Raw genomic sequence first — 25,541 nt, forward strand, 5'->3', positions numbered from 1 at the left:
GAAACCCGAGGGATGGGCTCCTCCCCATGGGGAACCGGAGGCGACCCTCCGGGCTCGAGGAACCTACCCCTCGGGCTTCTGTCCCGACGGTGTAGCGGCTCGGTCTGCCGCCTGCGCCGCTCGAACCAGACCGGCCCCGTTCGGGCCGCGGAACCCTAGGCGCACTTCCTCCGCGTCGCGGGCCCCATGCACGGTCGCGTCGCGGCGACGGCCCGCCGTTAGTGCCGAATGTACAGACGGCGGCCGGGTACTGTCAAGGGCCACGCGCCGTCGCTCATACGGGCGCGGGCTCTACCGTCCCAGCCGCCTGAGGGCCTCCTGCTGGAAGCGGGTCGTCACCATCGCGTCCAGGGGCAGCGGGGCCGTGTAGTCGGCGAGCCCGGCCTCGCGAAACGTCTTCTCCATGTCGACGATGGTGCCGGTGACGATGCGCATGTCGGGGTAGTACACGAGGGGCGGTTCGGCACGCAGCACCTCGTCGCGCACGCCGGTGTACTTCTTGTACGCGGCGACGTTCTCGTCGTCGAAGTACCGCGGGCCCTGCATGGCGCGCGCTGCCTGCATGAGCGCCATCAGGAACCGCGTGGCCGTCTCGGGGCGCGCGCGCATGAACCCGCCGGAGTAGGCGAAGACCGTGGTGGCGGTGCCGGGCGCGAAGTTCTCCAGCAGCGGTCGGGCCAGGCCCTGGGCCAGCGCCGCTGCGGCGAAGGGGGAGCCGGTCAGCGAGGCGTCTACCCGCCCCTGGGCCAGCGCGGCGCCGTGGTTGGGGTTGGGCAGGTTCACCAGCTCGAAGTCACGGGGGCCGATGCCGCCGCGCCGGGCACCCAGTAGGAACAGGTAGTGGCCGGCCGAGCCCGCCCCGCCGGCAACGGCGACGCGCCGCCCCTTCAGGTCGCGCACGGAGCGCACCTCGCCCGCATCGAACAGGTCGACGCGGGTCAGGATCTTGGTGCCATGGCGCTGGCCCCACGACGAGGTGGAGGCCACGATGCGCAGGTCCAGCCGGCGGTTGAAGGCGTTGAAGATGGACGCCGCCAGCCCGATGGCCCCCACGTCGAGGCGGTCCTGGGCCAGGAAGACCAGGGCCTCGGTCCCCGAGGCGACGCGCACCAGCTCGACCTCCAGGCCCTGCTGCGCCATGAAGCCCCGTTCGAGGGCGACGTAAAGCGTGGCGAAGTTGATCAGCGGCACGTGGGCCACCACGACCTTCTCCGGCGGTGCGGCCGCACGTCCGGGGACCGCGCCGCCGACCAGCGCAGCCGTCGCGAGCACCGTCGCCACCGTCAGACCGACCCGGCGCACCGTGCGCCCGTGCCATCGCTCGTGTGTCATCGTGTGCGCTCCTCCCGGTCGGGGCCCGCGCTCCGCTGGAGACTCCCCCTGGAGAGCACGCCCCGCAGGCTATGCCCCGCCGAAGAGTACTGCGCCGGCGGCGGCGTCCCTGCGGAGGGCGCCTCCCGGAGGCTACGTCCTCTGCGGACGCGTACACGCTGGGGGATCAAGCGCCTTCAGGCCGACCGTCGCGCGCCGGGGCTTCCTCCTGCCAGGGCATCAGGCGCGCGGCGGCCCGGTGCACGGCCGCGTAGGACAGCATCCCGAGGGCGCCGATCACGATGAAGCCCGCGAACATCGCCTCGGGCCGCAGCGTGTTCCACGCGAACCAGATGAAGTAGCCGATGCCTTCCTTGGCCGCGACGAACTCCGCGGCGATGACCACGATGAGCGCGGTGCCCAGGGCCAGGCGCAGGCCGGTGAAGATCGCCGGGAGCGCGCCCGGCAGGACGACGTGGGCGAACAGCCTCGCCCCACGGGCGCCGAACGCGCGGCCGGCCTCCAGGTAGATCGGCTCGATGCCGATCACCGCCGCGGTGGTGTTGATCACGACCACGAAGAACGTCGCGATGGCCACGATGGCGACCTTGGCCGCTTCCCCCAGGCCGAAGATGAGCATCACGAGCGGCAGGATGGCGACCTTGGGGATCACGTAGAGCGCCGAGATCACCGGCTCGAGCGCCACGCGCAGCGGTCGGGCCACGCCCAGGAGCAGGCCGCTGGCCAGGCCGGCGCCGCCTCCGATGGCGAAGCCCCCCAGCACCCGCACGACGCTCACCAGCGTGTGCTGCACGAGGGTCCCGTCGGCCACGAGCCGGCCCAGCGTCACCACCACGAGCGACGGCGGAGGGAAGAACCGCGGGTCGAGCACCCGGGCGGCCACCGCCGCCTCCCACAGCGCGACCAGCGCGACCGGGGCGCCGGCCGCCAGCAGGCGGTCACGGGCGTCCGGGGTCATGGAACGGCGGCGCCGGCCCGCATCGCCGCCAGGGCCTCGTCCCGCAGGGCTTCCCAGATCCGGTACGCGAGCCCGCCGAACGCCGGTGTCGCCATGAGGTCGAGTCCCCGCGGACGGGGGAACGGCACGGCGAACTCGGCCTTCCACCTCCCGGGGCGTGCGGTCATGAGGACGACGCGGTCGCCCAGCAACACCGCCTCTTCGATGTCGTGGGTGATGTAGACTACGGTCTTGCGGTCCGCCTGCCACAGCCGCAGCAGCTCGTCCATCAGGAGCAGGCGCGTCTGGGCGTCCAGCGCGCCCAGCGGCTCGTCCATGAGCAGCACCTCGGGGTCGTTGGCGAAGGCCCGGGCGATGCCCACGCGCTGGCGCATGCCGCCCGAGAGCTGGCGGGGGTAGGCATCGGCGAACTCCCCCAGGCCCACCCGGACGATCCAGTCGCGCGCGATCGCCTCGCGCTCGTGCCTGGACACCCCGCGCATCTGCAACCCGAAGGCCACGTTCTCCAGGACCGTTTTCCAGGGGAAGATGGCGTACTCCTGGAAGACCAGGCTGTGCAGCGGCTTGCCGCGGCCGCTGGCCCGGATCTCCACCGTGCCCGACGTCTGGGGCACGAGCCCTGCCAGGATGCGCAGCAGCGTCGACTTCCCGCACCCCGAGGGTCCCACGATGCAGACGAACTCGCCGTCGGCCACTCGCAGCGAGACCCGATCGAGCGCCCGCACCGTGCGGCGTCCTGTACGGTAGACCTTGGAGACCTCGGTGACGGTGATCCTGGGCGCCATGCCACATCGTCGGACGCAAGCGAGATCGGTCCGACCGGCTCTCAGTGTTCCGCGGCATTCCGGTGTCTTCCTGTCGACGTCATTCCGGCGACGGATGGGCGGGACGCGGTCGGGATGGGGCGGCGAGGGACGCAGCCCTGGCGCCACCCGCGCCACGGGGCGGCGGGCCGGACACGAGGGGTACGATCGGCCGCAGGTCCTGTCCCGTGGCCGGCGGCGCGGATCGCCCTCGTCGGGGCACTTCCTGTTGCATTTTTATTCTTATGATGGTATGTTTATGCACATGAGCGCAGACCCCGCACGCCGCGCGCGACTGGTCCTGGACGACGGACAGATGTTCGACGGCGAGGCCCTCGGCGCCCCCGGGTGGACCGGTGGCGAGGTGGTCTTCACCACCAGCCTGACCGGCTACCAGGAGGTGCTGAGCGACCCGTCCTACTGCGGGCAGATCGTGGTCATGGCCTACCCGCTGGTGGGCAACTACGGGTTCACGGACGAGGCGTTGGAGTCGCCCCGTCCCCAGGTGGCCGGCTTCGTGGTCCGCTGGGCGGCGCCGGGCGACGAGGCCGCCGGCCGCGCGGCCCTCGACGACTACCTGCGCGCGTGGGGCGTGGTGGGCATCGCCGGCGTCGACACGCGGCGCCTGGTCCGCCACCTGCGCACCGGCGGCGTGCGGCGGGGGGTGATCGCCACCGGCGATGCGTCGCCGGCCGACCTGCTCGCCCGCGCGCGCGGCCTGCCCGACCTCGGCGACCTCGACCTGGTGGCGCGCGTCTCGACCCGCGAGGTCCTGCGGTATCCGGGCGACGGTCCGCGGATCGCGGTCCTGGACTGCGGGGCCAAGCAGGGCATCGTCCGGCACCTGCGGGCGCGCGGGTGCGACGTCACGGTGTTCCCGCACGACGCCACGGCGGCGCAGATCCGGGCCTCCGGTGCGCAGGGCCTGGTGGTCAGCAACGGTCCCGGCGACCCGGCGCGGCTGGGCGCCATCGCCCGAGAAGTCGCCGCCCTGTGGGAGGCGATGCCCGTGCTGGGCATCTGCCTGGGCCATCAGATCCTGGCGCTGGCCGCAGGCGCGCGCACCTTCAAGCTGCCCTTCGGGCACCGTGGTTCCAACCACCCGGTGCGCGACGAAGAGACAGGGCGGGTGGCCATCACCACCCAGAACCACGGCTATGCGGTCGACGAGGCCACACTGGCCGGCACGGGCCTGCAGGTCACCCACCGCAACCTGCACGACGGCACCGTGGAAGGCATGCGCCACCGCCACCTGCCGGTCTTCGCGGTGCAGTACCACCCCGAAGGCCGTCCGGGGCCCCAGGACTCGGTGGCGGTGTTCGATCGGTTCCTCGCCATGGTGGCGGTGCCCCGGTCTCATGGCTAAGGAACGCGTCCTCATCATCGGGTCGGGCCCCATCGTCATCGGGCAGGCGGCCGAGTTCGACTACTCGGGCACGCAGGCGTGCCGCGCGCTGCGCGAGGCGGGCTGCGAGGTGGTCCTGGTCAACAGCAACCCGGCCACGATCATGACCGATCCCGAGGTGGCCGACCGCGTCTACATCGAACCGCTGGTGCCCGAGGTGCTGGCCGAGATCATCGAGCGCGAGCGCCCGGCGGGCGTGCTGGTCACGATGGGCGGGCAGACGGCCCTGAACCTGGGGCTCGCCCTGCACGCGGCGGGCGTGCTGGATCGCTTTGGCGTGCGGGTGCTGGGCACGCCCATCGAGGCCGTGGCCCGGGCCGAGGACCGCGCGCTGTTCAAGGCCACGATGGCTGCCATCGGCGAGCCGCTGCCGCCCTCGCAGACCGCGGGTACCGTCGACGAGGCGCTGACCGTCGCCTCGCAGCTGGGCCTGCCGGTGGTGATCCGGCCCGCCTACACGCTGGGGGGGACCGGCGGCGGGGTGGCGACCACCCCCGAGGAGGTGCGGGCCGTCGCGACGCGGGGCCTGGGGCTGTCGCCCATCGGCCAGGTGCTGGTCGAGAAGAGCGTCGCCGGGTGGAAGGAGATCGAGTACGAGGTCCTGCGCGACGGCGCCGACAACGCCATCACGGTCTGCAACATGGAGAACGTGGACCCGATGGGGGTGCATACGGGCGACTCGATCGTGGTGGCGCCCAGTCAGACCCTCACCGATCGCGCCTACCACCGGCTGCGCAGCGCGGCTCTGCGCATCGTGCGGGCCCTGGACATCCGCGGCGCGTGCAACGTGCAGTTCGCGCTCGACCCCGCCGATCCGACCGGCGCGCGCTACTGCGTCATCGAGGTCAACCCCCGGGTCAGCCGGTCGAGCGCCCTGGCCTCCAAGGCCACCGGCTACCCCATCGCGCGGGTCGCCGCGCAGATCGCACTGGGCGCGCGGCTGGATGCGATCACCAACGCCATCACCGGCGGCACCGCGGCGTTCGAGCCGGCGCTGGACTACCTGGCCGTGAAGATCCCGCGCTGGCCCTTCGACAAGTTCCCGGGCGTGGAGCGCACGCTGGGAACCCAGATGAAGTCCACCGGCGAGGTGCTGGCACTGGGCCGGACCTTCGAGGAGGCCTTGCTGAAAGGGGTGCGCGGCCTGGACATGGGGGCCGTGGGCCTGTGGCACCCCGTGGCCGACCGGTGGAGCGACGACGCGGTCTGGGCGCGGCTGCGCACGCCGCACGAGCACCGGCTCTTCGCCCTGGCCGAGGCGCTGCGCCGGGGCGCCGCGGTAGACGCGCTGGTGGCCGCCACCGGCATCGACCCGTTCTTCGTGGCCGCGGTGGCGCGCATCGTGGCGGCCGAGCGGGCGCTGGCGGCCGGGCCCGCCCACCTCGACCCCGCGCTGCTGCGGCGCGTGGTGCGCCTGGGCTTCGACGACCGCGCCATCGCCCACTTCACGGGGCTGTCCCCCCGGGACGTACGGGCGCGCCGGGAGGCCGCGGGCCTGCGGCCTACCTACAAGAGCGTCGACACGTGCGCCGGCGAGTTCCCCGCGCGCACGCCCTACTACTACGCCACCTGGGAGGAGGAGGACGAGGTCCCCGCCCCGCGCCGGCGCACGGCCGTGGTGCTCGGCTCGGGCCCGATCCGCATCGGCCAGGGCATCGAGTTCGACTACTGCACCGTCCACGCGGTGCTGGCGCTGCGCCAGGCCGGCTGGGATGCCGTGGTCGTGAACAACAACCCCGAGACGGTGTCCACCGACTTCGACCTCTCCGACCGCCTCTACGTCGAGCCGCTCACGCCCGACGACGTCCGCGCGGTGGTCGAGCGCGAGGGCGCCCAGGGCGTGCTGGTGCAGTTCGGCGGGCAGACACCGCTGGTGGCGGCGATGCCGCTGGCGCGCGAGGGCGTGCGCATCCTGGGCACGGCCCCCGAGAGCCTGGACGTCTCCGAAGACCGGCGCAAGTTCGCCGCCCTGCTGCGCGAGCTGGGTATCCCCCAGCCGCCCGGATGGACCGCCACCACGGTCGACGAGGCCGTGGCCATCGCGCGCCGCGAGGGCCCGCCGCTGCTGGTCCGGCCCTCGTACGTGCTGGGCGGACGGGGCATGGTCATCGCCCGCACGCTGGACGAGGTGGAGGAGGCGGCGCGCGACGCGCTCGCCGGCGCGGCGGCCGCTGGCGTGCCCGCCCCGGTGCTGCTCGACCGCTACCTGGCCGGCCTCGAGGTGGAGCTGGACGCGGTCGCCGACGGCACCAACCTGCTGGTGCCGGCGCTCATGGAACAGATCGAGCGTGCGGGCGTACACTCGGGCGACAGCATGGCGCTGCTGCCGGCGCGGTCGGTCTCGGGCGAGGTCAGCGCCAGGCTGCTGGACTACGCGGCGCGCATCGCGTGGGCGCTGCGGGTGCGCGGCTTCCTCAACATCCAGTTCGTGGTCTGGCAGGGACAGCCGTACGTGCTCGAGGTCAACCTGCGTGCCAGCCGCACGGTGCCCTTCGTCAGCAAGGCCACCGGCGTGCCGCTGGTCCGGCTGGCCACCGAGGTGATGCTGGGGACGTCCCTGGCCGAGCTCGGCTACCCCGGCGTGCGGCTGCTCCCGCCGCCCGCGCGCTGGGCCGTCAAGGCGCCGGTGTTCTCCACCGGCAAGCTGTTCGGCGCCGACCCGTTGCTGGGGCCGGAGATGCGGTCCACCGGCGAGGTGATGGGTACCGGCGCCACCGCGGCGGCCGCGCTGCGACGCGCCTTCGTGGCCGCGGGCGTGCCGGCGCAGCTGGGGCGGCGCCTGCTGTTCTCGATCGCCGACCGCGACAAGGGGCAGGCCGCGGCCCTCGCCGCCGAGGCGGTGCGCGGCGGGTTCGCCCTGGTGGCCACGCCCGGCACGGCGGCACACCTGACCGCGGCGGGGCTGCCGGTGGAGGTGGTCGGGGCGGCGGACGCCCCCGCGCTCGTGCGCGCCCGGGGCGTCGACGTGGTGATCAACACGCCGACGCGCGGCTACCGGCCCGACCGCGCCGGCTTCGCCCTGCGCCGGGCGGCGGTGGAGCTGCAGGTGCCGCTGGTCACCTCGCTGGACACCGCCCGCGCGCTGCTCGAAGCGTTCGCGCCGGGGGTCGAGGCGGCGGTGGCGCCGGCAGGGTAGGCGCGCGGACGCGCGGCCATCGACGCCTGCGTATCGCGCAGGACGTCGGCGGGGCCTGTAACCCCAGCGCAGGGCGCGGGACGGCTGCTCAGTGGAGGGCGCCGACGGGCTCGCGCGGTGGCTCGCGGGACCCGGCGGGGATGGCATGGAGCGCGCGCCAGACCCGGACCACCTCTGGATCGAACTCCCGGCCGGCCGCCTGCACGATGTAGGCGTGCGCCTGCTCCGGCCGCCAGGCACCGCGGTACGACCGGTCGGAGGTCAGCGCGTCGTACACGTCGGCCACGGCGAGGATGCGGGCCAGCAGGGGAATCGCCTCGCCGGCCAGCCCATCGGGATAGCCGGAGCCGTCCCACCGCTCGTGGTGGTGGCGAATCACCTCGAGCTCTTCCCTCATGAACCCCAACCGCTTGCACATCTCATGGCCCACCACGGGGTGGCGTCGCACCACCACGTGCTCCTCCGCGGTGAGGGCGCCGCGCTTGTTGAGGATGGCGTCGGGCACGTCGAGTTTCCCGATGTCGTGGACCATGCCGCCCTGCGCCAGGGCGCGCAGCTGGTCGCCGGAGAGGCCCATCGCCTGCGCCACCTGCAGCGCCGCGACCGTGACGCGGTGCGCGTGGCCGGCGGTGTACCGGTCCCGGGCCTCGACTGCCGCCACCAGCGCGCGGACGCTGCTGGAGAGGCCCACCGCCACCCGCTCCACGGGATCCGCCAGGAAGAGGCCCCGGACGGCGGCGACCAGCGTGGTCCCCTGCCCGTACTGCCAGACGATGCCCACGATCAAGGCGGCCGTGGCCGCGACGAACAGGAAGTGGTAGAGCCACCAGCTCAGGCGCCACAGCGTGCCGTTCATCATGATCCACTGGGCCACGGCGAGCCACAGGCAGGCATGCACGATGGCCAGCTGCAGCGGGAACCGGGAGTAGGTGTAGGAGTACCAGTAGCGCGCTGCGGCCACCAGCAGCATCACGATGACCGCGACCGCCATGGGCCAGACCAGGGGTGGGAGGTTCAGCGGCGCGTGGCCCCACGCGTGGGGGAAGACGAGGCTCGCGGCGCCGATCGCCAGCAAGCAGACTCCCCAGAGCGGGATCAGGAGTCCTTGCCAGCGGCCAAGCCAGGCTACCCCCCGCAGGTCCGAGGGGCTGCTGGACAGCAACAGCCAGGCCGCCGTGGGGAGGATGCTGAGCTGTGCCATCGCACCGGGCAACGGCGACGGTGGCAACAAGAACCCTGGCGTGGCCAGTCCGTGGATCGAGAAGAGCAGGCCCAGGGACATGAACGCCATGGCCAGGAAACTCGCTTCGATGTTCCGCTGGCGGCGAGCCGCCAGGCCCACCGCCCCGGCGATCAGACCGGCGAGGAGCGAGGCCACGCTCACGATGACGAAGTGGTGGCGCGGCACACGCAGGATCGGGTCGGCACCCGTGAAGCTCCGGAGGTACTCGAAGAGCGCCAGGGGGACGAGCGCGGCCACGACCGGGCCCCAGCCGATGATCTTGAGGTTCCGCTTGCGCACGCCGACGCCCCCCGCGCGGCCCTGCTGATCGACGGCTCTCCTGACCGACCGTGCAGGCCCCTCGCGCTCCCTGGAGTTCCCAGACTGCGGGTTGACTAGACCCAACGTTCGGAGTGGACGCGAACCCTCCAGCGCTGGCCGCCGCACGCCCGCGCAGGACGTCCTGGCTGGGTGTGGCTTGCGCCCGGAAGGAGATGCGGCTGCTACCGGCGGCACACCACGCGCGCGGGATAGAGCAGGCGGGGATACGCCGTCGTACCGGTAGTGATCAACTCGGCCAGCATGCGACCTGCCAGGAAGGCGAAGGCCAGGCCCTGCCCCGAGTAGCCCCCGGCCACGAACAGCCCCGGGCGGTCGGGCACGGGGCCGATGAGCGGCAGCCGGTCAGGGCTCAGGCCAAGGATGCCGCTCCACCGGTGGGTGACCGGGACCGGCGGTACTCCCAGGTCGCGCAGGTAGCGGTCGAGCGCCTGTTGGATCCGCGGGTGCAGCCGGTCGTCGGTGCCGACCTCCTCATCGGCCGCCAGGCGGCGCAGGCCGCCCAGCACCACGCGGCCATCGGCCAGCTGCCGCCAGTAGTCGACGCCGCCGTGGGCGTACCACAGGTGGGTGAACAGGCGCTCTGGCACCGGCGCCGTGGCCAGCATCTGGCCGCGGATGGGCCGGACGAGCCTGTGCCACGTGGCATCGACCAGGACCGTGTACGCGTTGAGCGCCAGCACCACGGCTTCGGCCCGCACGGTGCCGGCCGGCGTGGTGATCGTCCACGCGGCCCCCTCGGCGGCGAGGGCCTGGGCGGGCGTGCCCTCGTAGATGCGGGCGCCGCCGCGCTCGGCGACGGCGGCCAGCCCGCGCGTGAGCCGCACCGGGTGGATGCCGAGGTCGCGCGGGTTCAGCAGTCCTCCCACGAACGCATCGGCCGCCCGCGCGCCGTTGAGCAGCGTGCGCACGGCCGTGCGGTCGAGCCACCGGGACGGGTACCCGTCCTCTGCCAGGAGCTGCGCGTTGTGCTCGAGCGCGGCCGCCTCTGCAGGCGAGGCGGCCAGCGCGACGCTGCCCCCGCGCTCGAGCCCGCACGCAAGCCCCTCGCGCGCGCAGACCTCCAGGAGGCGTTCCCGGTTCTCGACGGTGAACGCCCACAGGTCGCGGGCCGCCTGGCGCCCGTAGCGCGCCGCGAGGTCGGCGAAGTCGGGCGAGGTGCCCTCCAGCAGGAAGCCGCCGTTGCGGCCGGTCGCGCCGGCGCCAACGACCGCCGCCTCGAGGACCACCGCGGCCACGCCCTGCGCGGCCAGCCAGTAGGCGGTGGCGACGCCGGTCAGCCCCGCGCCGAGAATCGCCACCGGCCCGCGGACGTCGCCGCGCAGCGCCGGACGCGCCGGGGACGGCTCGTCGAGCCACAGTGACAGCGTCACGTCGCGCTCCCGGGCGACCGCGCGAGGGTGCAGCCCCTGTTAGCCCAACCGTCCCCGGAGCCGCGGGTCGGCCAGGTCGCGCAGGCCGTCGCCCAGCAGGTTCAGCCCGAGCACCGTCACCAGGATGGCCAGGCCGGGGAAGATCGTGATCCACGCCGCGGTCTGCATGAACATGCGCCCGGTGGTGATGATGGTGCCCCACGACGGGATGTAGGGCGGCAGCCCCACCCCCAGGAACGACAGCGCGGCCTCGGCCAGCACCGACTCGGCGAAGATGAACGTGCTCTGCACGATCACCGGCGCCAGGCAGTTGGGGAGGATGTGGCGGGCCAGGATGCGGGCGTCGGTGGCGCCCAGGGCCTGGGCGGCCTGCACGTAGTCGAGCTCGCGCACCACCAAAGTCACGCCGCGCACCACGCGCGCCACCCGCGGGGTGAAGACCACGGCCAGGGCGATGATGACGTTGGACAGGCGGGCCCCCAGCGCTGCCATCAGCGCGATGGCCAGCAGGGTGGTGGGGAAGGCCATCAGCCCGTCGAGGATGCGCATCAGTACCCGGTCGACGCGGTTGGAGTACCCCGCGGTCAGGCCCAGGACGATGCCCGCGCCGGCAGCGCACCCCACCACCAGGCTGCCGACCAGCAGCGAGACGCGCGCGCCGTAGATCACCCGGCTGAGGATGTCGCGCCCGACGTTGTCGGTGCCCATGGGGTGGGCCCGGCTGGGCCCCAGCAGCCGCTGCGGCACGTCGATCTCCAGCGGATCGTAGGGCGCGAGCACGGGCGCCAGCAGGGCCACCAGCACCATGGCCAGGACGACCGCGCCCCCCACCAGCGTCGACCGGCTCCGTCGCAGGCCGCGGACCACGAGGGTGGCCAGCGATGCCGGGCGGGGCAGGGCCGGGAGCGCCCGGGCACCCGGGGCGACCGCCGGCTCCGACGACGTCACGCCTTCACGCATACTTCACCCGCGGGTCGAGGTAGACGTAGAGCACGTCGATCAGGAGGTTGACCAGCACGTAGATCGCCGCGATGAACATCAGCACGCCCTGGATCACGGGGTAGTCGCGCCGCAGCACCGACGAGATGACCAGCCGGCCCACGCCCGGCAGGGCGAACACGGTCTCGGTCACGATGGCGCCGGCCAGCAGCCCGCCCATGGCCAGCCCGATCACCGTGACGGTGGGGATCATGGCGTTGCGCAGCGCGTGGCGGAAGACCACGCGCCGCTCCGCGTTGCCCTTGGCCCGCGCGGTGCGGATGAAGTCCTGGCCCAGGACCTCGAGCATGCTCGAGCGCGTCATGCGGGCGATCAATGCCGACCCCGAGAAGCCCAGGGTGACCGCCGGGAGCACCAGCGAGCGCAGCGCCCCTGCCAGGGACTGCTCGACGGGCACGTAGCCGGCCACCGGCAGCAGGCCCAGCCAGACCGAGAAGATCAGGATGAGGTTCAGGCCCAGCCAGAAGTTCGGCATCGAGACCCCGAACAGCGCCACGCCCATCGACGCCTGGTCGATCCACGAGTTGCGCCGCACCGCCGCCACCACCCCCGCCGGGATGCCGATGGCGGTGGCGATGGCCAGCGAGAGGACCGTCAGCAGCAGCGTCGGCTCCAGGCGCTCGACGATGGCCTGCAGCACCGGGCGTTGCAGGAAGATCGAGTAGCCGAGGTCGCCGCGCAACGTGCGGCTGTACCAGCGCGCCAGCTGGACCAGCAGCGGGCGGTCCAGGCCCATCAGCTGCCGCAGGTTCGCCAGGTCCTCCTGGGTCGCGTCGGGGCCCAGCATCACGGCTGCCGGATCGCCCGGGGTCAGGTAGATCAGGAAGAACCCGACGGTGGCCACGATGAGCAGCACGGGCACCAGGGCCAGCAACCGGCGGACGACGTACCCGAGCATGTACTCAGCGCGCCCGGCCGGCGGCCCACCCGGCGGGGACGGCAGCGGGCAGGTACGGGGGCGTCGTCCGGGTATGCGCCCCTACGGTCCCCGGCTGGTGGCGCCCGCGCCCCTCCCGGTCCGGAGAGGCGGTGCCCCGGTCGACGATCCTCCCCATGGTCTGCACGACGACCACCGCGGCAGGCTACCGTTCCAGGTAGGCGGTGCCCAGGTCGATGATCGGCGCCCCCACCACGCCCTTGAGCTCGCGGCGGTGCAGGTGCAGCACGAAGAAGTCGCCGAACTTGATGGCCGCCGCGTCCTCGTAGAACTGCTTCTGCGCGCGCTTCCAGAAGTCGTAACGCACCTTGGGGTCGACGTGTCGGGCCAGCAGCCGCAGCAGGCCCGCCACCTCACGGCTCTCGTACCACCCCGGCCAGGTGGGCAGGATGGCCAGGATGAGCGTGGGATCCGTCAGCGGCGCCAGCATGCCGGTGGTGAAGATGTCCCACAGCTCGGGCCGCGTCCGGCGGGTCAGCAGCGTAGCCCAGTCGGTGGTCACGAGCTCGACGCGCAGGCCCACGGCCTCCAGCTGCGCCCTGGCGATCTGGGTCGCGTCGAAGTAGGTCGGCCGTTCGGGCGACGTCAGCCAGCGGATCGGCTCGCCGCGGTAGCCTGCCTCGGCGATGAGCTGGCGCGCCCGCTGAGGGTTCTTCTGGTTGTAGTACTCCTTGCCGACATCGGTCCAGAACGCCGTCTCCTTGGGCATCAGGCTGGGGTCGAGCCGCCACAGCGCCCGCGGGCCGAAGGCACCGGCCATGATCTTCTCGAGGTCCAGCGCCGCCAGCACGGCGTGACGGAGCGTCTTGTTGGTCATGATGCCCTGGCGCTTGTTGAACTGGCCGAGCAGCCACGAGGCCGACGGTTCCACGAAGGGGACCACGCGGGGATCCTGCCGCAGGCGCTCGTACTCGTCGGGCGGGACGGCGTGGGCGAAGTCGTACTCGCCCCGCTGCACGCCGGCGATGCGCACCGCCGGGTCGGGGACGGGCATGATCAGCGCCGCGTCGAAGTTGGCCGGGCGGGCACCGCCCAGCCCGTCGGCGGGCTCGGCCCGGGGCTGGTAGCGGTCCCAGCGCTCCAGGCGGATGTGGCGGTCGGGGACGTGCTCGGCCAGACGGTAGGGCCCCGTGCCGATGAACCTGCGCACCACGTTGGTCCCGTACTCGTCCACGACCTCCTTGGGGTAGATCGCCGCCCACTGGCCCGGGAACGCCAGCGTGGGGAGCACCAGGGCGTTGGGCTCGGCGAGCCGTAGCTGCACCGTGTACCGGTCGGTCGCGGTCAGGGCCGTCACCTGGCGGAACAGCTCACGGCCCCGGGACGCGACGCGGCCCCAGCGCTGGAGCGAGGCCACCACGTCGTCGGCGGTCAGCTCGCGGCCGTGGTGAAACTGGACGCCCCGGCGTAGCTCGAAGGTGTACTGCTGCCGGTCGGGCGAGACCCGCCAGGTCTGCACCAGCATCGGGACCGGCTCGCTCTTGCTGTTCAGGGTGAAGAGGCCCTCGTAGATGAACCGGGTGATGTCGCCCACGATGGCGGCGGTGGTCCAGTGGATATCCAGGGTGGGCGGTTCGGCGTAGTGGGCGTAGCGCAGGATACCACCACGGCGCACCTGGGCGGGGGCGGGCAGCGCGGCGACCAGCAGCGCCGCAGCCAGCGCGATGCACGCCACGGCGACGGTGGGCTTTCCACGCATCGTCGCACCTCCTGCGGAGTGCTCCTGTATCACCATACTACGGAGCAGGATCGGGGTCCGGGAGCCCCTCCCGATCCACACGGCCCGTGCGCCGACGACCGCTGACGGGAGCCCGGGTCCGACGCAGCCAGCCAGGCGGCCCCGCCGGCGCCTATGGGGTGCGGGGCCCGGCGCTACCGCTCCAGCCAGGCGTTCCACCAGACGTGGGTCGGCAGGTTCACATAGCCCTTGAGCTCCCGGCGGTGCAGGTGGAGCAGGAAGTAGTCCCCGAACTTGATGGACCCGGCCTGCTCGTACCAGAGTTTCTGGGCCCGCGCCCAGATCTCTTTGCGCACCTTGGGGTCCGCGTGACGGCGCAGCAGGGTCATCATCGCGTTCAGGTCCCGGTTGTCGAACCAGCCAGGCCACGTGGGCTGCAGGGCCAGCAAGAAGACCGGGTCCGGCACGAACGAGAACGCCGTGCTGAAGACGTCCCACAGCTCGGGCCGGGCGCGGCGCTGCACGAGGGTCGCCCAGTCGACGACCTGGAGGTCGACGGTGAACCCCGCCTGCTCCAGCATCGGCTTGACCACCTGGGCTGCTGTGCCGTAGGCGACGTACTCCATGGTGGTGATCCAGCGCACGGGCTCGCCGCGGTAGCCGGCTTCCGCCAGGAGCTGTCGGGCGCGGGCCGGGTTCTTCTGGTTGAAGAACTCCTTGCCCGCGTCGGTCCACATGTAGTGTTCCTTGGGCATCAGGCCCGGGTCGAGCCGCCAGAAGCGTCGGTTGCCGTAGGCCGCGCGCATCACCGCCTCGTGGTCCAGGGCCGCCTGGAACGCCTGCCGGATCTTGGTGTTGGCCATCAGGCCCTGGCGGTTGTTGAACACGGCGGTCAGCCAGTTGGGGACCTCGGTGACGAACGGCACCAGGTCGCGGTCGGCCCGCAGCCGGTCGTACTCGTCCGAAGGAATCGTCTCGGCGAAGTGGTACTCGCCGCGCTTGACGCCCGCGATGCGCACGGCGGCATCGGGCACCGGGATGACGTAGATCGAGTCGGCGTAGGCGGACTTGCGGCCCGTGGCGCCGTCGGGCTCCTCGGTGCGGGCCTGGTAGCCCTCGAACCGGTCGAGCCGGATGTGGCGGTCGGGCAGGTGCTCGACGAACCGGTAGGGCCCGGTGCTGATGAAGCGGCGCACCTGGCCCGTTCCCGCTTCGTCGATCACCTCTTTGGGGAAGATCACCGCCGACTGCCCGGGCAGCGCGAGGTCCACCAGCAGCAGGCCGTAGGGCTCCCGCAGTTTCATGACCACCGTGAGCGGATCGGCTGCGGTCACCGAGACGACGTTGGCGAACAGCGCCCTGCCCCGGGTGGCGATGCGGCCCCAGCGCTGGAGCGAGGCCACCACGTCGTCAGCGGTCAGGTCCTTGCCGTTGTGGAACTTGATGCCCCGCCGCAGGGTGAAGGTGTAGGTCAGGCGGTCGCCGCTCGTGGTCCACTTCTCCACCAGCATCGGCTTGGGCTCGAACTTGCTGTTGAGGGCGAACAGTCCCTCGTTGACGTGGTGCATGATGTGGCCGGTGATGGCGGCCGTGGTCCAGTGCTGGTCCAGCGTGGGTGGCTCGCCGATGTGCGCGATGCGCAGCACGCCGCCCCGGCGGGGCGTCGGTTGTTGCGCCGCCACAGGCAGCGTGGTCAGCACCAGCGCCAGCCCGACGAGCAGGGGCCAGAGACGGCCGGTCAGGGGTGGTCGTATCCTGTCCTTTCTCATCTCGTCTCTCATCTCGTCCCTCCGCCGCGAAGCGAGTGCACTGCGAAGTCGGCGCGCCCGTGCTCGCTATTTCAGCATGTGGGATGCGTCTCCCTCTCGCTGTGCACGCCACCTGCCATCGTGCGGGCTCGGCCGTGCCCGCGCCCCACGAGTCCGAGGCGACGCGCGCTCACCCCCGCCAGGCCCGGATCGTGGCGCCGCCGTCGACGATGAGGGTCTGTCCCGTGATGAAGCCCGCGGCCGGGCTCGCCAGGAACGCTACCGCAGCGGCCACCTCGGCCGCGGTGCCCATGCGGCCCAGGGGGATGACCTCGATCAGGCGCCGGCGCTGCTCTTCGGGCAGGGTGGCGACGATCCCGGCGTCGATGGCGCCCGGCGCCACCGTGTTGACCGTGATGCCAAAGGGGGCGAGCTCCAGCGCGAGGGCCTCGGTCAGGCCGATCAGCCCGGCTTTGGCCGCGGAGTAGTTGGCCTGCCCCGGGCTGCCCACGACGCCGGCGATGGACGCCACGTTGATGATGCGGCCGCCGCCTGCGGCGCGCAGGTGCGGCACCGCGTGCCGGCAGACCCGCACGGCGCCCGAGAGGTTGACGTCCAGGACGGCCTGCCAGTCGTCGGGGCTCATGCGCAGGGCCAGGGCGTCGCGGATGATGCCGGCGTTGTTGACGACGATGGTGAGGCGACCCCACCGCTCCACGGTGGTGCTGACCACCCGGGCGACGTCGGCGTCGACGGCGACGTCACCCTGCAGGGCCACCACCGGCGCCACACCCGCCAGCTCCGCGACGACCGCGTCGGCGCCCGCGGCGTTGCTGCGGTAGGTGAAGGCCACGGCCGCCCCGGCGCGTGCCAGCGCGCCGACGATCGCCCGGCCGATCCCCGACGATCCGCCCGTGACCAGGGCGACGTGTGATGCAAGGTCCATCGCGGTGGTCGACTCCCGACGTCGTGTCACCCGTCGCGGTGGCTGCCCGCCAGTTCGCCGTCGGCCCAGCGAGCGGCGTCCGCACCGGGATGCGGGCCGTGTGTCCGGACCGGCGGACGACGACCGTGGTTACCACCAGGGGCGCGAGGGGCGGCAACCGCGTGCCCCTGGCCGGTGCTGCCGGTCCGGCCCTGGCGGAGATTCCGAGATTCCAAACGAGCCCGGACGAAGATACTAGACGCGCCGGGCGATCGCCTGCAGCCAGATGCGTGGGACGGACTGCAGACCCAGCTCGCGGAACGCCTGGCGCACGCCCACCTTCAGCGCCTCGGCTCCGAGGTCCAGCGGGACGCCCGGCAGCGCCCCCTCGATGAACAGGGAGAACTCGCTGATGTCTTCCCAGGCCTGGCAGGTGAGTCGCTTCTCCTGGAAGGCGATCTCGGTCTCGCCGAACCCGTGGGCCGCCAGCAGCGCGCGGTACTCGTCGGGTGACAGCCACTGCATCGCCGTCGCCTTCACGCCCCGGGCCACCGTGTGCCCCTGCTCCTTCAGCCACCGCACCGCGCGCAGCACCCACAGCTTGTAGAAGCGGTAGGTCTCCGCCGGGTAGGCGCCCTCGAAGAACGAGGTGTTGAAGGCGAACACCCCGCCGGGGCGGACGATCTTGCTCACGGCCCCTACGACCTGCGCTTTGTCCGGCACCAGGTGGATGGCGTTGCAGAAGACCACCGTGTCCACCTGTGGCACCAGGCTGGCGATGCGCTCGGCCGTCCCCTGGATGAACCTGACGATCGCCGACTGGATGCGCTGGGCGGCCAGCCGTAACGCGGAGGCCGAGGGGTCGACGGCGTACACGCGTCCTGCCGGCGGGGTGCCCATGTGGCGCAGGATGATCTCGGTGACCGCCCCGGGCCCGCAGCCCAGGTCGACGACGTCGCTGCCCGGGCGGATGCGCGCGCGGGCCACCAGCCACTCGTTCACTTCGCGGAAGAACGGATGCGCCGCGAACTTGGCGAAGGAGAAACGGTCGCCCTCGTCGCCGTTGGGCGCGGCGCGGGAGATCTCGTGGCCGGTCTGGGTCTCCATGTGCCCACGAGTATACACCACCGGGGCGCGTCGCACCTGCCCGGACCAGGGCATCCCCGCCGCCGGGCCGACGCCGTCGGCGCCCCGTGCCGCCGGCGGCGAAAAACTACCGATACTTGACGACGATCCCTGTGAACTCTCGCCCGGCTCCTGCGCTCACGGCGGGCGCTGCCAAAAACGAAAGGCTATCGGTACTTGACCGACACCACCTTGGGCTGCAGGAAGAACCCGAGGTAGTCGGGGCCGCCCGCCTTGGCGTCAGTGCCGCTCATGTTGAACCCGCCGAACGGATGCACGCCCACCAGCGCGCCGGTGCACTTGCGGTTCAGGTAGAGGTTGCCGCAGTGGAACTCGCGCCGGGCGAGCGCCAGGTGCATGGGGTCGCGCGAGAAGACCGCGCCGGTGAGGCCGTACTCGGTGCCGTTGGCGATCTCCAGCGCATGGGCGAAGTCGCGGGCACGGATCACCGCCACCACCGGGCCGAAGATCTCCTCCTGGGCGATGCGCGCGTCGGGTGCCACGTCGGCGAAGACCGTGGGCTGGATGAAGAACCCGTCGCCGTCGGCGGGCTCGCCCCCGGCCGCCAGCTGACCTTCGCGCCGGCCGATCGCGATGTAGTCCAGAATGGTGTGCATCGCGCGCGCGTTGATGACCGGGCCCACTGGGAAGTTGTCGCGCGCCGGGCCCACGCGCAGGTCGCGGACCCTGGCCACGAAGGCGTCGAGCACGTCGCGGTAGCGGCCGTCGACCACCACCAGGCGGGAGCCGGCCGAGCACTTCTGGCCCTGGAAGCCGTACCCCGAGACGACCGCCGCCGCCACGGCCTCGTCCAGGTCGGCGCTCTCGTCGACGATCACGGCGTTCTTCCCGCCCATCTCGGCGATGACCCGCTTGAGCCAGATCTGCCCGGGGACCACCCGCGCCGCCTGCTCGTAGAGCCGGATGCCGACCTCCTTGGAGCCGGTGAACGCGACCATGCGCACCCGGGGGTGCGCCACCAGCGGGTCGCCCACCGCGCTGCCGGGGCCGGTCACGATGTTGAGCACGCCGGGGGGTAGGCCGGCGGCGTCCAGCACCTCGTGGAGGACGTAGGCGTTGGCGGGCGAGTCGCTGCTGGGCTTGAGCACCACGGTGTTGCCGGCCGCGATGGCGGCGACGGCCATGCCCGCCGGGATCGCCAGGGGGAAGTTCCACGGAGGGATGACCGCCACGACGCCGAGCGGCAGGTAGACGTACTCGCTGAACTCCTGCGGGTGTGTGCCCAGGGGCTGGCCGCGGGCGTAGCGCAGGGCTTCGCGCGCGTAGTACTCCATGAAGTCGATGGCCTCGGCGACGTCGGCGTCGGCCTCCGCCCAGTTCTTCCCCACCTCGAAGACCTGCCAGGCGGCCGCCCAGAACTTGCGCCGCCGCAGGATCTCCGCGGCCCGCAGCAGGATCGCGGCGCGCTCCTCGGCCGGCACCCGGCCCCACGTCTGGAAGGCCCGCTCGGCGACCTCCACGGCCGTCTGGACCTCGCTGGCGGTGGCCTGCTGGCAGAGGGCCACCGCCTGGGTCTTGTACGACGGGTTCCACGACGTGAACTTGTCGTCGGTGCGCACGCGGCGCTCGCCGATGATCAGCGGGAACTCGCGGCCCAGCTCGCGCTCGACGGCGGCCAGCGCCTCTTCCATCGCGCGCCGGGACGGCTCCAGGGTGAAGTCAGTGGGGGGCTCGTTGCGGAACTCGGGTAGCGCCATGGTCCACCTCGCACGGGGAGTCCACGGCCATTATAGCGGGCGCCACGGCGTCGGGGCTCGCCGAAGTGCGCCAGCGCGCGCCCGTGAGCCACGCCAGTACGGCAGGCGCCAGGCATCGGCGCAGCGCAGCGATGGTGGGAGGGGCGGGGGCGGTGCGCCGTCCGCCGGCGATCAACGTGCGCCGTGCCACCCGTCAGACGGGCGTTCGAGCACCCCAAACGCCGCCCGGCCTGCTGCTGGCGGGGTACGCCGCGGAGTAGCCCAGCGAGGGTTCAGCGGCGCGTCAGGCGCGGGTCCAGGGCGTCGCGCAGCCAGTCGCCCACCAGGTTGATGCCGACCACCAGCAGCATGAGCGCCAGGCCGGGGAGGATCGACGGCCACCAGGCCCCGGAGAAGAGGTACTTGTAGCCGCCGTCGATCAGCAGGCCGAGCGACGGCGTTGTCAGCGGCACGCCGAGGCCGAGGAACGACAGCGTGGCCTCCGTGACGATCACCCGCGGGAGGGCGACCGAGACCAGGACGATGACGGGAGTCAGCACGTTGGGCAGGATGTGGCGGACCATGATGCGGTGATCGAGGGCGCCCAGCGCCCGTGCCGCCTCGACGAACTCCTTCTCGCGGACGGCCAGCGTGCTCCCCCGCACGGTGCGGGCGAACTCCGCCCACCCGATGACGCCCACCACGACGATGAGCTTGCCCAGCCCGCGGCCCCAGATCGCGGCCGCGGCCAGGGCCACCAGCAGGAAGGGCAGCGAGAGCTGCATGTCGGCGGCACGCATCAGGACGGCGTCGAGACGCCCGCGGTAGTAACCGGCGACCACCCCCGCCGCGACCCCCAGGGCCACCGAGATGGCGATGGAGCCCAGGCCGAAGGTCACGGACACGCGCAGGCCGTAGAGGATGTTGCTGAGCAGGTCGCGGCCCACCGCGTCCGTGCCCAGCGGGTGCGGCCCGACCCACCATGACGGCGGCTGCAGGCGCCGGCTGAGGTCCTGCGCCTGGGGATCCCACGGCGCGAGCAACGGCGCCAGCGCTGCCAGCGCCGCCATCGCCCCAAGCAGCGCGACGCCGGCCAGGGCCGTGGGGCTGGTGCGCAGCGCCCGCCACGCCCAGTGGGCCCGCCCCGCGACCCGCTGGCCCGCAACCGTCTGTGCCGCCTGCTGGCTCAAAAGACGCGCCATGGTCACTCGTACCTGATGCGCGGGTCGATGAGGGCGTAGAGCAGGTCCACGGTCAGGTTGATGACGACGAAGAGGGCGGCGGTGACGATGGCGTAGGCGACCACCACCGGGTAGTCGAGGCGCTCGATGGAGATCAGCAGCAGGCGCCCCATGCCGGGCCAGGCGAAGATACGCTCGGTGACCACCGCGAACGCCACCAGCCCGCCCATCTGGATGCCGCCGATGGTGACGAAGGGGATCAAGGTGTTCTTCAGCGCGTGGCGGTAGATCACCAGCCGCTCGAAGAGACCCTTGGCCCGCGCGGTCCGGATGTAGTCCTGGCCCAGCACGTCCAGCATGCCCGCCCGGATCAGGCGCACGAACAGGGCGACGCGGTAGAACGCCAGGGTCGCCACCGGCAGGACCAGGTGTTCCCAGCCGCCGCGGCCCGACGACGGCAGCCAGCCCAGCGAGACCACGAAGAGCGCGATGAGCACGATGCCGATCCAGAAGGTCGGCGCCGAGATGCCCACCAGCGAGCCCACCAGGATCACCCGGTCGAGCCACGTCCCGGGACGGGTGGCGGCCAGCACGCCCAGCGGGATGGCCACGACCGTGGAGATGGCCATGGTCCAGACCACGAGCTCCAGCGAGGCCGGCAACCGCTCCAGGACCAGCCGGATGGCCGGCTCCCGGAAGTAGAAGGACTCGCCCAGATCGCCGCGCACCGCGCTGGTCAGGAACTTCACGTACTGGACGTACCACGGCCGGTCGAGGCCGAGCTGCCGGCGCATCGCCTCGACCTGGGCCAGGTCGGAGGCCGGCGGCAGCAGCAGCTCGATGGGATCGCCGGTGAGGACCAGGAGGAGGAAGACCACCAGGGAGATGATGAGGAAGACCCCGAGCATCTGCAGGAAGCGATGCGCGAGGTACCGGGTCATAGGCTGGCTGTGGGGGGCCACCGGGCGGGGGCGGCCTGCCGCCCCCGCCCGGCGTACGGGACTACCGGAACGTGATCTCGTGGGCCAGGATCGACTCGTCGACGCGGACGGGCATCGTGATGTTCTCCTTCACCGCGCGGATCAGCTCCTCGAAGTAGAGCGGGATCTTCCCCACGTCCTGTCGGTTCAGCTCGGCCGCCTTGTAGAACGCCTCCAGGCGCTTCTTCTCGTCCATCTCGGTGCGCATGATGTCGATCAAGCGGTTCAGCTCGGGGTTGCAGTAGCGGCCGTAGTTGGCGCGGCCGTAGCCCGTCTTGGGGTCCACGCACCCCAGCAGCGCTGCCCAGTTGGTGCTGGAGATCAACGTCAGCCACCCGCTCATCTGGAACGAGGTATCGAAGGCGCGCATCTTGGGGAAGTAGATGGCCCGGGGCATGCCGTTCAGCTGGGCGTCGATGCCCACGCGCTTGAGCATGCCCACCACCGCCAGCCCTACCTCCCGGTCGTTCACGTAGCGGTCGGTGGTGACGTCCAGGCGCACCGTGAAGCCGTTGGGGTACCCGGCCTCGGCCAGCAGGCGCTTGGCCCGCGACGGGTCGTAGATGGGCCGGCGCACCTTGGGGTTGTACCCGTACATGAAGGGCGGCAGGATCTGCTCGGCCGGCGCCGCGGCGCCCTGCATCACCTGCTCGACGATCTCCTTGCTGTTGATGGCGTGGTAGATCGCCTGCCGCACCCGCACGTCCTTGAACGGGTTGGGCTGGCCCGCCGGCAGGCCGGGGCTGAACTGCGGATGCGGGCCGCCGCGGTCCCGGTGGGTGTCCATGGCGATGAAGATCAACCGCGGCCCCTGTTTGCGCAGCACCTTGAACCCGCGGGTGCGGGCGATGCGCGGGATGTCGGGGATCGGCGGGCTCTCGATGACGTCCACTTCGCCCGCCAGGAGGGCTGCCACCCGGGTGGCGCCCTCGGGGATGGGCCGGATGGTGACCCGGGTCGCCTGCGGCTTGGGGCCCCAGTACGTGGGGTTGGCCTCGAGCACGATGCGGTCGTCCCGGATCCACTCGACGAACCGGTAGGGGCCCGTGCCCACGGGGCGCTTGGCCACGCCGTCGTCGCCCACCTCGCGGGTGTACCGCGGCGGGTACATGAAGACGTTGTTGGCTAGGTTCGCCACCAGGTCGGGCGACGGTTCCGTGGTGACCAAGCGCAGGGTCAGATTGTCGACGACCCGCACCTCTTTGATCAGGCTCACGTAGGCCTTGAGCAGCGACTTGGGATGGTCGCGCGCGCGCTCGATGCTGAACTTGGCGGCTTCGGCGTTGAAGGGCTCCCCGTTGTGGAAGCGGACGTTGGGGCGCAGCTTGAACTCCCAGGTCAGGGCGTCCAGCGCGCGCCACTGGGTGGCCAGCACCGGCACCAGTTTGGCGTCGGGGTCGTTGTCCACCAGCGGCTCCAGCACGTGGCGCTGGATGCTGAAGGTGGTGCTGATGGCGCTCATGACCGCGTCCATCGTCTCCGCATCGCCCGAGGTGGCGACGACCACCGGGCGCCCCTGGGCGTAGTTGACGGGGGTGATGGCGGCCACCAGGGCCAGCGTCACCGCGACGGCGATCGTGGCTGGAGCGGTCAGTGCCTTCATCTGGATCCCTCCTCGTGGATCACCTCGCGCACCACGTCGGCAGCCCGCACCGCCGGCGCACCCGGCGGCGGCACCAACAGCATACCTCCCCGACCCGTCCCTTGACCATCGGCTGGCTCCAGGCCAGGGGCCGGGCGGCGCGTCCGGTGCCGGGAGAGATCGCCGCCATGTCGGCGTCGAGCCGGGCAACGCGACGCCCGCCGCGGCGGCCCGTGCGTGCGATCCTCCCGGGCCGTGGCGCCCTGGAGATTGGCCGGTCGCCCCGGCAGTCCTCCCGCGCCGTCTTGTTATAATGGGCGCCGGAGAGGTGGCTGAGCCCGGTTGAAGGCGGCGGACTTGAAATCCGTTAGGGCCACAAGCCCTCGTGGGTTCGAATCCCACCCTCTCCGCCAGTCGCCCGTGATTGGAGGTCGAAGATCGTGGACCGCGTCCGTGCCGGGGTCGACGCCGTCGACCGGGCGCTGACCTCCTGGATGGCCCGCTACGGGATCGTGGCCCTCCGCCTCAGCCTGGGGACCGTCTTCCTCTGGTTTGGCCTCCTCAAGTTCTTCCCGGGGCTGAGCCCGGCGCAGGAGCTCGCCGGGAAGACCATCCACACGCTGACCTTCGGCCTGGTGCCGCCGCACCTGGCCGTCCCGATCCTGGCGGTCTGGGAGTCCTGGATCGGCGTGGGCCTGCTGCTGGGGGTCTGGCTGCGGACGACGCTGCTGCTGCTCTGGCTCCAGATGCTGGGAACAATCACGCCCCTGGTGCTCTTCCCCGGGGAGACGTTTGTGCGCCTCCCCTACGCGCCCACGCTCGAGGGGCAGTACATCCTCAAGAACCTGGTGCTGATCGCCGCCGGGCTGGTCATCGGTGCCACCGTGCGGGGCGGGCGGCTGTCGGCGTCGACTCGCGCGGACGACACCCGGCGGCCCTGGGTCGGCCTCCTCCCCACGCCTTGAACGCGCCCGGAGCGGGCAGAGAAGAGTTCGGGACATCGCCGTGGAGACCCTCACCGTCACCTGCCCGCACTGCGGTGCGGCCAACCCGGCCGACCTGAAGTTCTGCCGGGAGTGCTGGGCGCTGCTGCACGGCCGCCCCTGTCCCGGTTGCGGTCGGCCAGCCACGCGCGTGGGTGCGCTGACGTGCGAGTACTGTGGCGAGAGCCTCTACGCATTCGGGGCGCGCGGCACCGCCGGGGAACCGCAAGCCGAGTCTCCAGCCGAGCCCCCCAGCACCCGTGCGGACGTCGGTCGGGAGCCAGCGCAGGACAGCGGCACCGGTATCGCGGAACAGCTCTACGCCCCCAACCAACCGGCAGAGCTCGCACGCAATTACCAACCGGCAGACGACGTCAGGAAATCGGCCCAAGAGGCCGGGCAGCCCGCAAAGGCTGCAGGTCCTACCGGAGCGTTGGGTGGGAACGCGGTTTTCGCTGAACCCGCCGGGGGTGCAGGCCGTTCTGACGTGCACGGGAGATCTCGCGTACTGGAGGACGCTGGGTTCGAGGAAGTGGCCGGGGAGTCGGAGCTGGCTGCGCACCAGGCCGGGCACGCGGTGCTCGGCCGGGACGCCGGGTTCGATGAAGCGGCCGAAAAATCAGAGACCCCCGCGGCTACGCCCGCGGACAAACACCATGACAGGGCCCACGGCGACACGGTCCGGCGGCGCGCGTGGGTCTCCTACGTGGTGGTGGCCGGCCTGGTCATCGCCACCGCCGCCGGACTCTTCGTCGCGCGCGGGGGCCTGCGCGGCGGCGCCGCCGACCGGGTGCTGCCCGCCGCGTCCCCACCGGCAGCGCGCACGCTTGGCGCGGGGCCGGTCCCTCATGCGCCTGCCGCAGGGCCCATCCCCGGCGTCCTGCCAGCGCCTGCCCCAGCGCCTGTCCCCGCCAGGCCGCCCGCGTCTGCAGCGCCGGCTACAGCGAGGCTTGCGCCGGGCGCACCGCCTGCCGCCACGCTCAGCATCCACACCGTCCCGACCGGCGCGTGGATCGAGCTCGACGGCAGGCGGGTCGGCGCCAGCAGCCTGACGCTCGACGGCGTGCCGCCCGGCGTCTACGCGCTCAGGATCACGAAAACGGGCTTCCGGCCCGTGATCCGGCGGATTCGCCTGGGC

General features: G+C 72.2%; 19 protein-coding genes and 1 tRNA gene. 5 read left to right on the top strand and 15 right to left on the bottom strand.

Going from position 1 to position 25,541, the window contains the following annotated elements:
* Window positions 1–291: 291 nt before the first annotated feature.
* From QN157_07925 to QN157_07935, 3 genes are all read right to left on the bottom strand, one after another.
* Window positions 292–1,332, bottom strand: a complete 1,041-nt coding sequence (locus tag QN157_07925; protein ID MDR7555519.1) for an ABC transporter substrate-binding protein — start codon at window positions 1,330–1,332, stop codon at window positions 292–294.
* A 166-nt stretch (window positions 1,333–1,498) separates the two neighbouring features.
* Entirely contained in the window at window positions 1,499–2,290 is a 792-nt protein-coding gene (locus tag QN157_07930) for an ABC transporter permease (protein ID MDR7555520.1), read from the bottom strand.
* Window positions 2,287–3,075, bottom strand: coding sequence for an ABC transporter ATP-binding protein (locus QN157_07935; GenBank protein MDR7555521.1), 789 nt, complete (start codon window positions 3,073–3,075; stop codon window positions 2,287–2,289). Before QN157_07935 ends, QN157_07930 begins: the two co-directional genes overlap by 4 nt.
* Before the next feature lie 283 nt (window positions 3,076–3,358).
* On the opposite strand from QN157_07935, the gene carA reads away from it, so the two are divergent.
* Both carA and carB read left to right on the top strand, forming a co-directional pair.
* Window positions 3,359–4,459, top strand: a complete 1,101-nt coding sequence (gene carA, locus QN157_07940; GenBank protein ID MDR7555522.1) for a glutamine-hydrolyzing carbamoyl-phosphate synthase small subunit — start codon at window positions 3,359–3,361, stop codon at window positions 4,457–4,459.
* Window positions 4,452–7,634: a carbamoyl-phosphate synthase large subunit gene (carB, locus tag QN157_07945; protein ID MDR7555523.1), complete on the top strand. Its 3,183-nt coding sequence runs from the start codon at window positions 4,452–4,454 to the stop codon at window positions 7,632–7,634. The genes carA and carB overlap by 8 nt, the downstream gene beginning before the upstream one ends.
* An 88-nt stretch (window positions 7,635–7,722) precedes the next feature.
* Here the strand turns inward: carB and QN157_07950 are convergent, their stop codons facing one another.
* From QN157_07950 to QN157_08005, 12 genes are all read right to left on the bottom strand, one after another.
* Window positions 7,723–9,156, bottom strand: coding sequence for an HD-GYP domain-containing protein (locus tag QN157_07950; protein ID MDR7555524.1), 1,434 nt, complete (start codon window positions 9,154–9,156; stop codon window positions 7,723–7,725).
* 203 nt (window positions 9,157–9,359) lie between these two features.
* On the bottom strand, window positions 9,360–10,568 hold the full coding sequence (locus QN157_07955; protein ID MDR7555525.1) for an FAD-dependent oxidoreductase: 1,209 nt from the start codon (window positions 10,566–10,568) through the stop codon (window positions 9,360–9,362).
* 39 nt (window positions 10,569–10,607) lie between these two features.
* On the bottom strand, window positions 10,608–11,528 hold the full coding sequence (locus tag QN157_07960) for an ABC transporter permease (GenBank protein ID MDR7555526.1): 921 nt from the start codon (window positions 11,526–11,528) through the stop codon (window positions 10,608–10,610).
* Window positions 11,521–12,465, bottom strand: a complete 945-nt coding sequence (locus tag QN157_07965) for an ABC transporter permease (GenBank protein ID MDR7555527.1) — start codon at window positions 12,463–12,465, stop codon at window positions 11,521–11,523. The genes QN157_07960 and QN157_07965 overlap by 8 nt, the downstream gene beginning before the upstream one ends.
* 184 nt (window positions 12,466–12,649) lie before the next feature.
* Entirely contained in the window at window positions 12,650–14,203 is a 1,554-nt protein-coding gene (locus QN157_07970; protein MDR7555528.1) for an ABC transporter substrate-binding protein, read from the bottom strand.
* A gap of 173 nt (window positions 14,204–14,376) precedes the next feature.
* On the bottom strand, window positions 14,377–15,963 hold the full coding sequence (locus tag QN157_07975) for an ABC transporter substrate-binding protein (protein MDR7555529.1): 1,587 nt from the start codon (window positions 15,961–15,963) through the stop codon (window positions 14,377–14,379).
* Window positions 15,964–16,120: 157 nt separating this feature from the next.
* Entirely contained in the window at window positions 16,121–16,876 is a 756-nt protein-coding gene (locus tag QN157_07980) for an SDR family NAD(P)-dependent oxidoreductase (GenBank protein ID MDR7555530.1), read from the bottom strand.
* 234 nt (window positions 16,877–17,110) lie between these two features.
* On the bottom strand, window positions 17,111–17,962 hold the full coding sequence (locus QN157_07985; protein MDR7555531.1) for a class I SAM-dependent methyltransferase: 852 nt from the start codon (window positions 17,960–17,962) through the stop codon (window positions 17,111–17,113).
* Window positions 17,963–18,147: 185 nt separating this feature from the next.
* Entirely contained in the window at window positions 18,148–19,698 is a 1,551-nt protein-coding gene (gene pruA, locus QN157_07990; GenBank protein ID MDR7555532.1) for an L-glutamate gamma-semialdehyde dehydrogenase, read from the bottom strand.
* 272 nt (window positions 19,699–19,970) lie between these two features.
* Window positions 19,971–20,879 carry an ABC transporter permease gene (locus QN157_07995; protein ID MDR7555533.1) on the bottom strand — a complete coding sequence of 303 codons (909 nt, stop codon included), beginning with the start codon at window positions 20,877–20,879 and terminating at the stop codon, window positions 19,971–19,973.
* A 2-nt stretch (window positions 20,880–20,881) separates the two neighbouring features.
* Window positions 20,882–21,799 carry an ABC transporter permease gene (locus QN157_08000; protein ID MDR7555534.1) on the bottom strand — a complete coding sequence of 306 codons (918 nt, stop codon included), beginning with the start codon at window positions 21,797–21,799 and terminating at the stop codon, window positions 20,882–20,884.
* Between the two features lie 61 nt (window positions 21,800–21,860).
* Entirely contained in the window at window positions 21,861–23,441 is a 1,581-nt protein-coding gene (locus tag QN157_08005) for an ABC transporter substrate-binding protein (protein MDR7555535.1), read from the bottom strand.
* Between the two features lie 301 nt (window positions 23,442–23,742).
* Here QN157_08005 and QN157_08010 point away from each other — a divergent pair.
* The 3 genes from QN157_08010 to QN157_08020 all read left to right on the top strand — a co-directional run.
* Window positions 23,743–23,833: transfer RNA gene (locus tag QN157_08010), tRNA-Ser, on the top strand.
* A 27-nt stretch (window positions 23,834–23,860) separates the two neighbouring features.
* Complete coding sequence (locus tag QN157_08015; protein MDR7555536.1) at window positions 23,861–24,385, top strand: DoxX family membrane protein; 525 nt, start codon at window positions 23,861–23,863, stop codon at window positions 24,383–24,385.
* Between the two features lie 505 nt (window positions 24,386–24,890).
* On the top strand, window positions 24,891–25,541 hold a 651-nt coding region (locus tag QN157_08020), incomplete at its 3' end, for a PEGA domain-containing protein (protein ID MDR7555537.1).

The organism is Armatimonadota bacterium (assembly GCA_031459855.1).
Taxonomy (GTDB): domain Bacteria; phylum Sysuimicrobiota; class Sysuimicrobiia; order Sysuimicrobiales; family Humicultoraceae; genus Fervidifonticultor; species Fervidifonticultor primus.

Coding starts and splice junctions, on each gene's coding strand:
- QN157_07925 (MDR7555519.1), bottom strand. CDS start 1,332: ATGACACACGAGCGATGGCACGGGCGCACGGTGCGCCGGGTCGGTCTG.
- QN157_07930 (MDR7555520.1), bottom strand. CDS start 2,290: ATGACCCCGGACGCCCGTGACCGCCTGCTGGCGGCCGGCGCCCCGGTC.
- QN157_07935 (MDR7555521.1), bottom strand. CDS start 3,075: ATGGCGCCCAGGATCACCGTCACCGAGGTCTCCAAGGTCTACCGTACA.
- carA (MDR7555522.1), top strand. CDS start 3,359: ATGAGCGCAGACCCCGCACGCCGCGCGCGACTGGTCCTGGACGACGGA.
- carB (MDR7555523.1), top strand. CDS start 4,452: ATGGCTAAGGAACGCGTCCTCATCATCGGGTCGGGCCCCATCGTCATC.
- QN157_07960 (MDR7555526.1), bottom strand. CDS start 11,528: ATGCGTGAAGGCGTGACGTCGTCGGAGCCGGCGGTCGCCCCGGGTGCC.
- QN157_07965 (MDR7555527.1), bottom strand. CDS start 12,465: ATGCTCGGGTACGTCGTCCGCCGGTTGCTGGCCCTGGTGCCCGTGCTG.
- QN157_07970 (MDR7555528.1), bottom strand. CDS start 14,203: ATGCGTGGAAAGCCCACCGTCGCCGTGGCGTGCATCGCGCTGGCTGCG.
- QN157_07975 (MDR7555529.1), bottom strand. CDS start 15,963: ATGAGAGACGAGATGAGAAAGGACAGGATACGACCACCCCTGACCGGC.
- QN157_07980 (MDR7555530.1), bottom strand. CDS start 16,876: ATGGACCTTGCATCACACGTCGCCCTGGTCACGGGCGGATCGTCGGGG.
- QN157_07985 (MDR7555531.1), bottom strand. CDS start 17,962: ATGGAGACCCAGACCGGCCACGAGATCTCCCGCGCCGCGCCCAACGGC.
- pruA (MDR7555532.1), bottom strand. CDS start 19,698: ATGGCGCTACCCGAGTTCCGCAACGAGCCCCCCACTGACTTCACCCTG.
- QN157_07995 (MDR7555533.1), bottom strand. CDS start 20,879: ATGGCGCGTCTTTTGAGCCAGCAGGCGGCACAGACGGTTGCGGGCCAG.
- QN157_08000 (MDR7555534.1), bottom strand. CDS start 21,799: ATGACCCGGTACCTCGCGCATCGCTTCCTGCAGATGCTCGGGGTCTTC.
- QN157_08005 (MDR7555535.1), bottom strand. CDS start 23,441: ATGAAGGCACTGACCGCTCCAGCCACGATCGCCGTCGCGGTGACGCTG.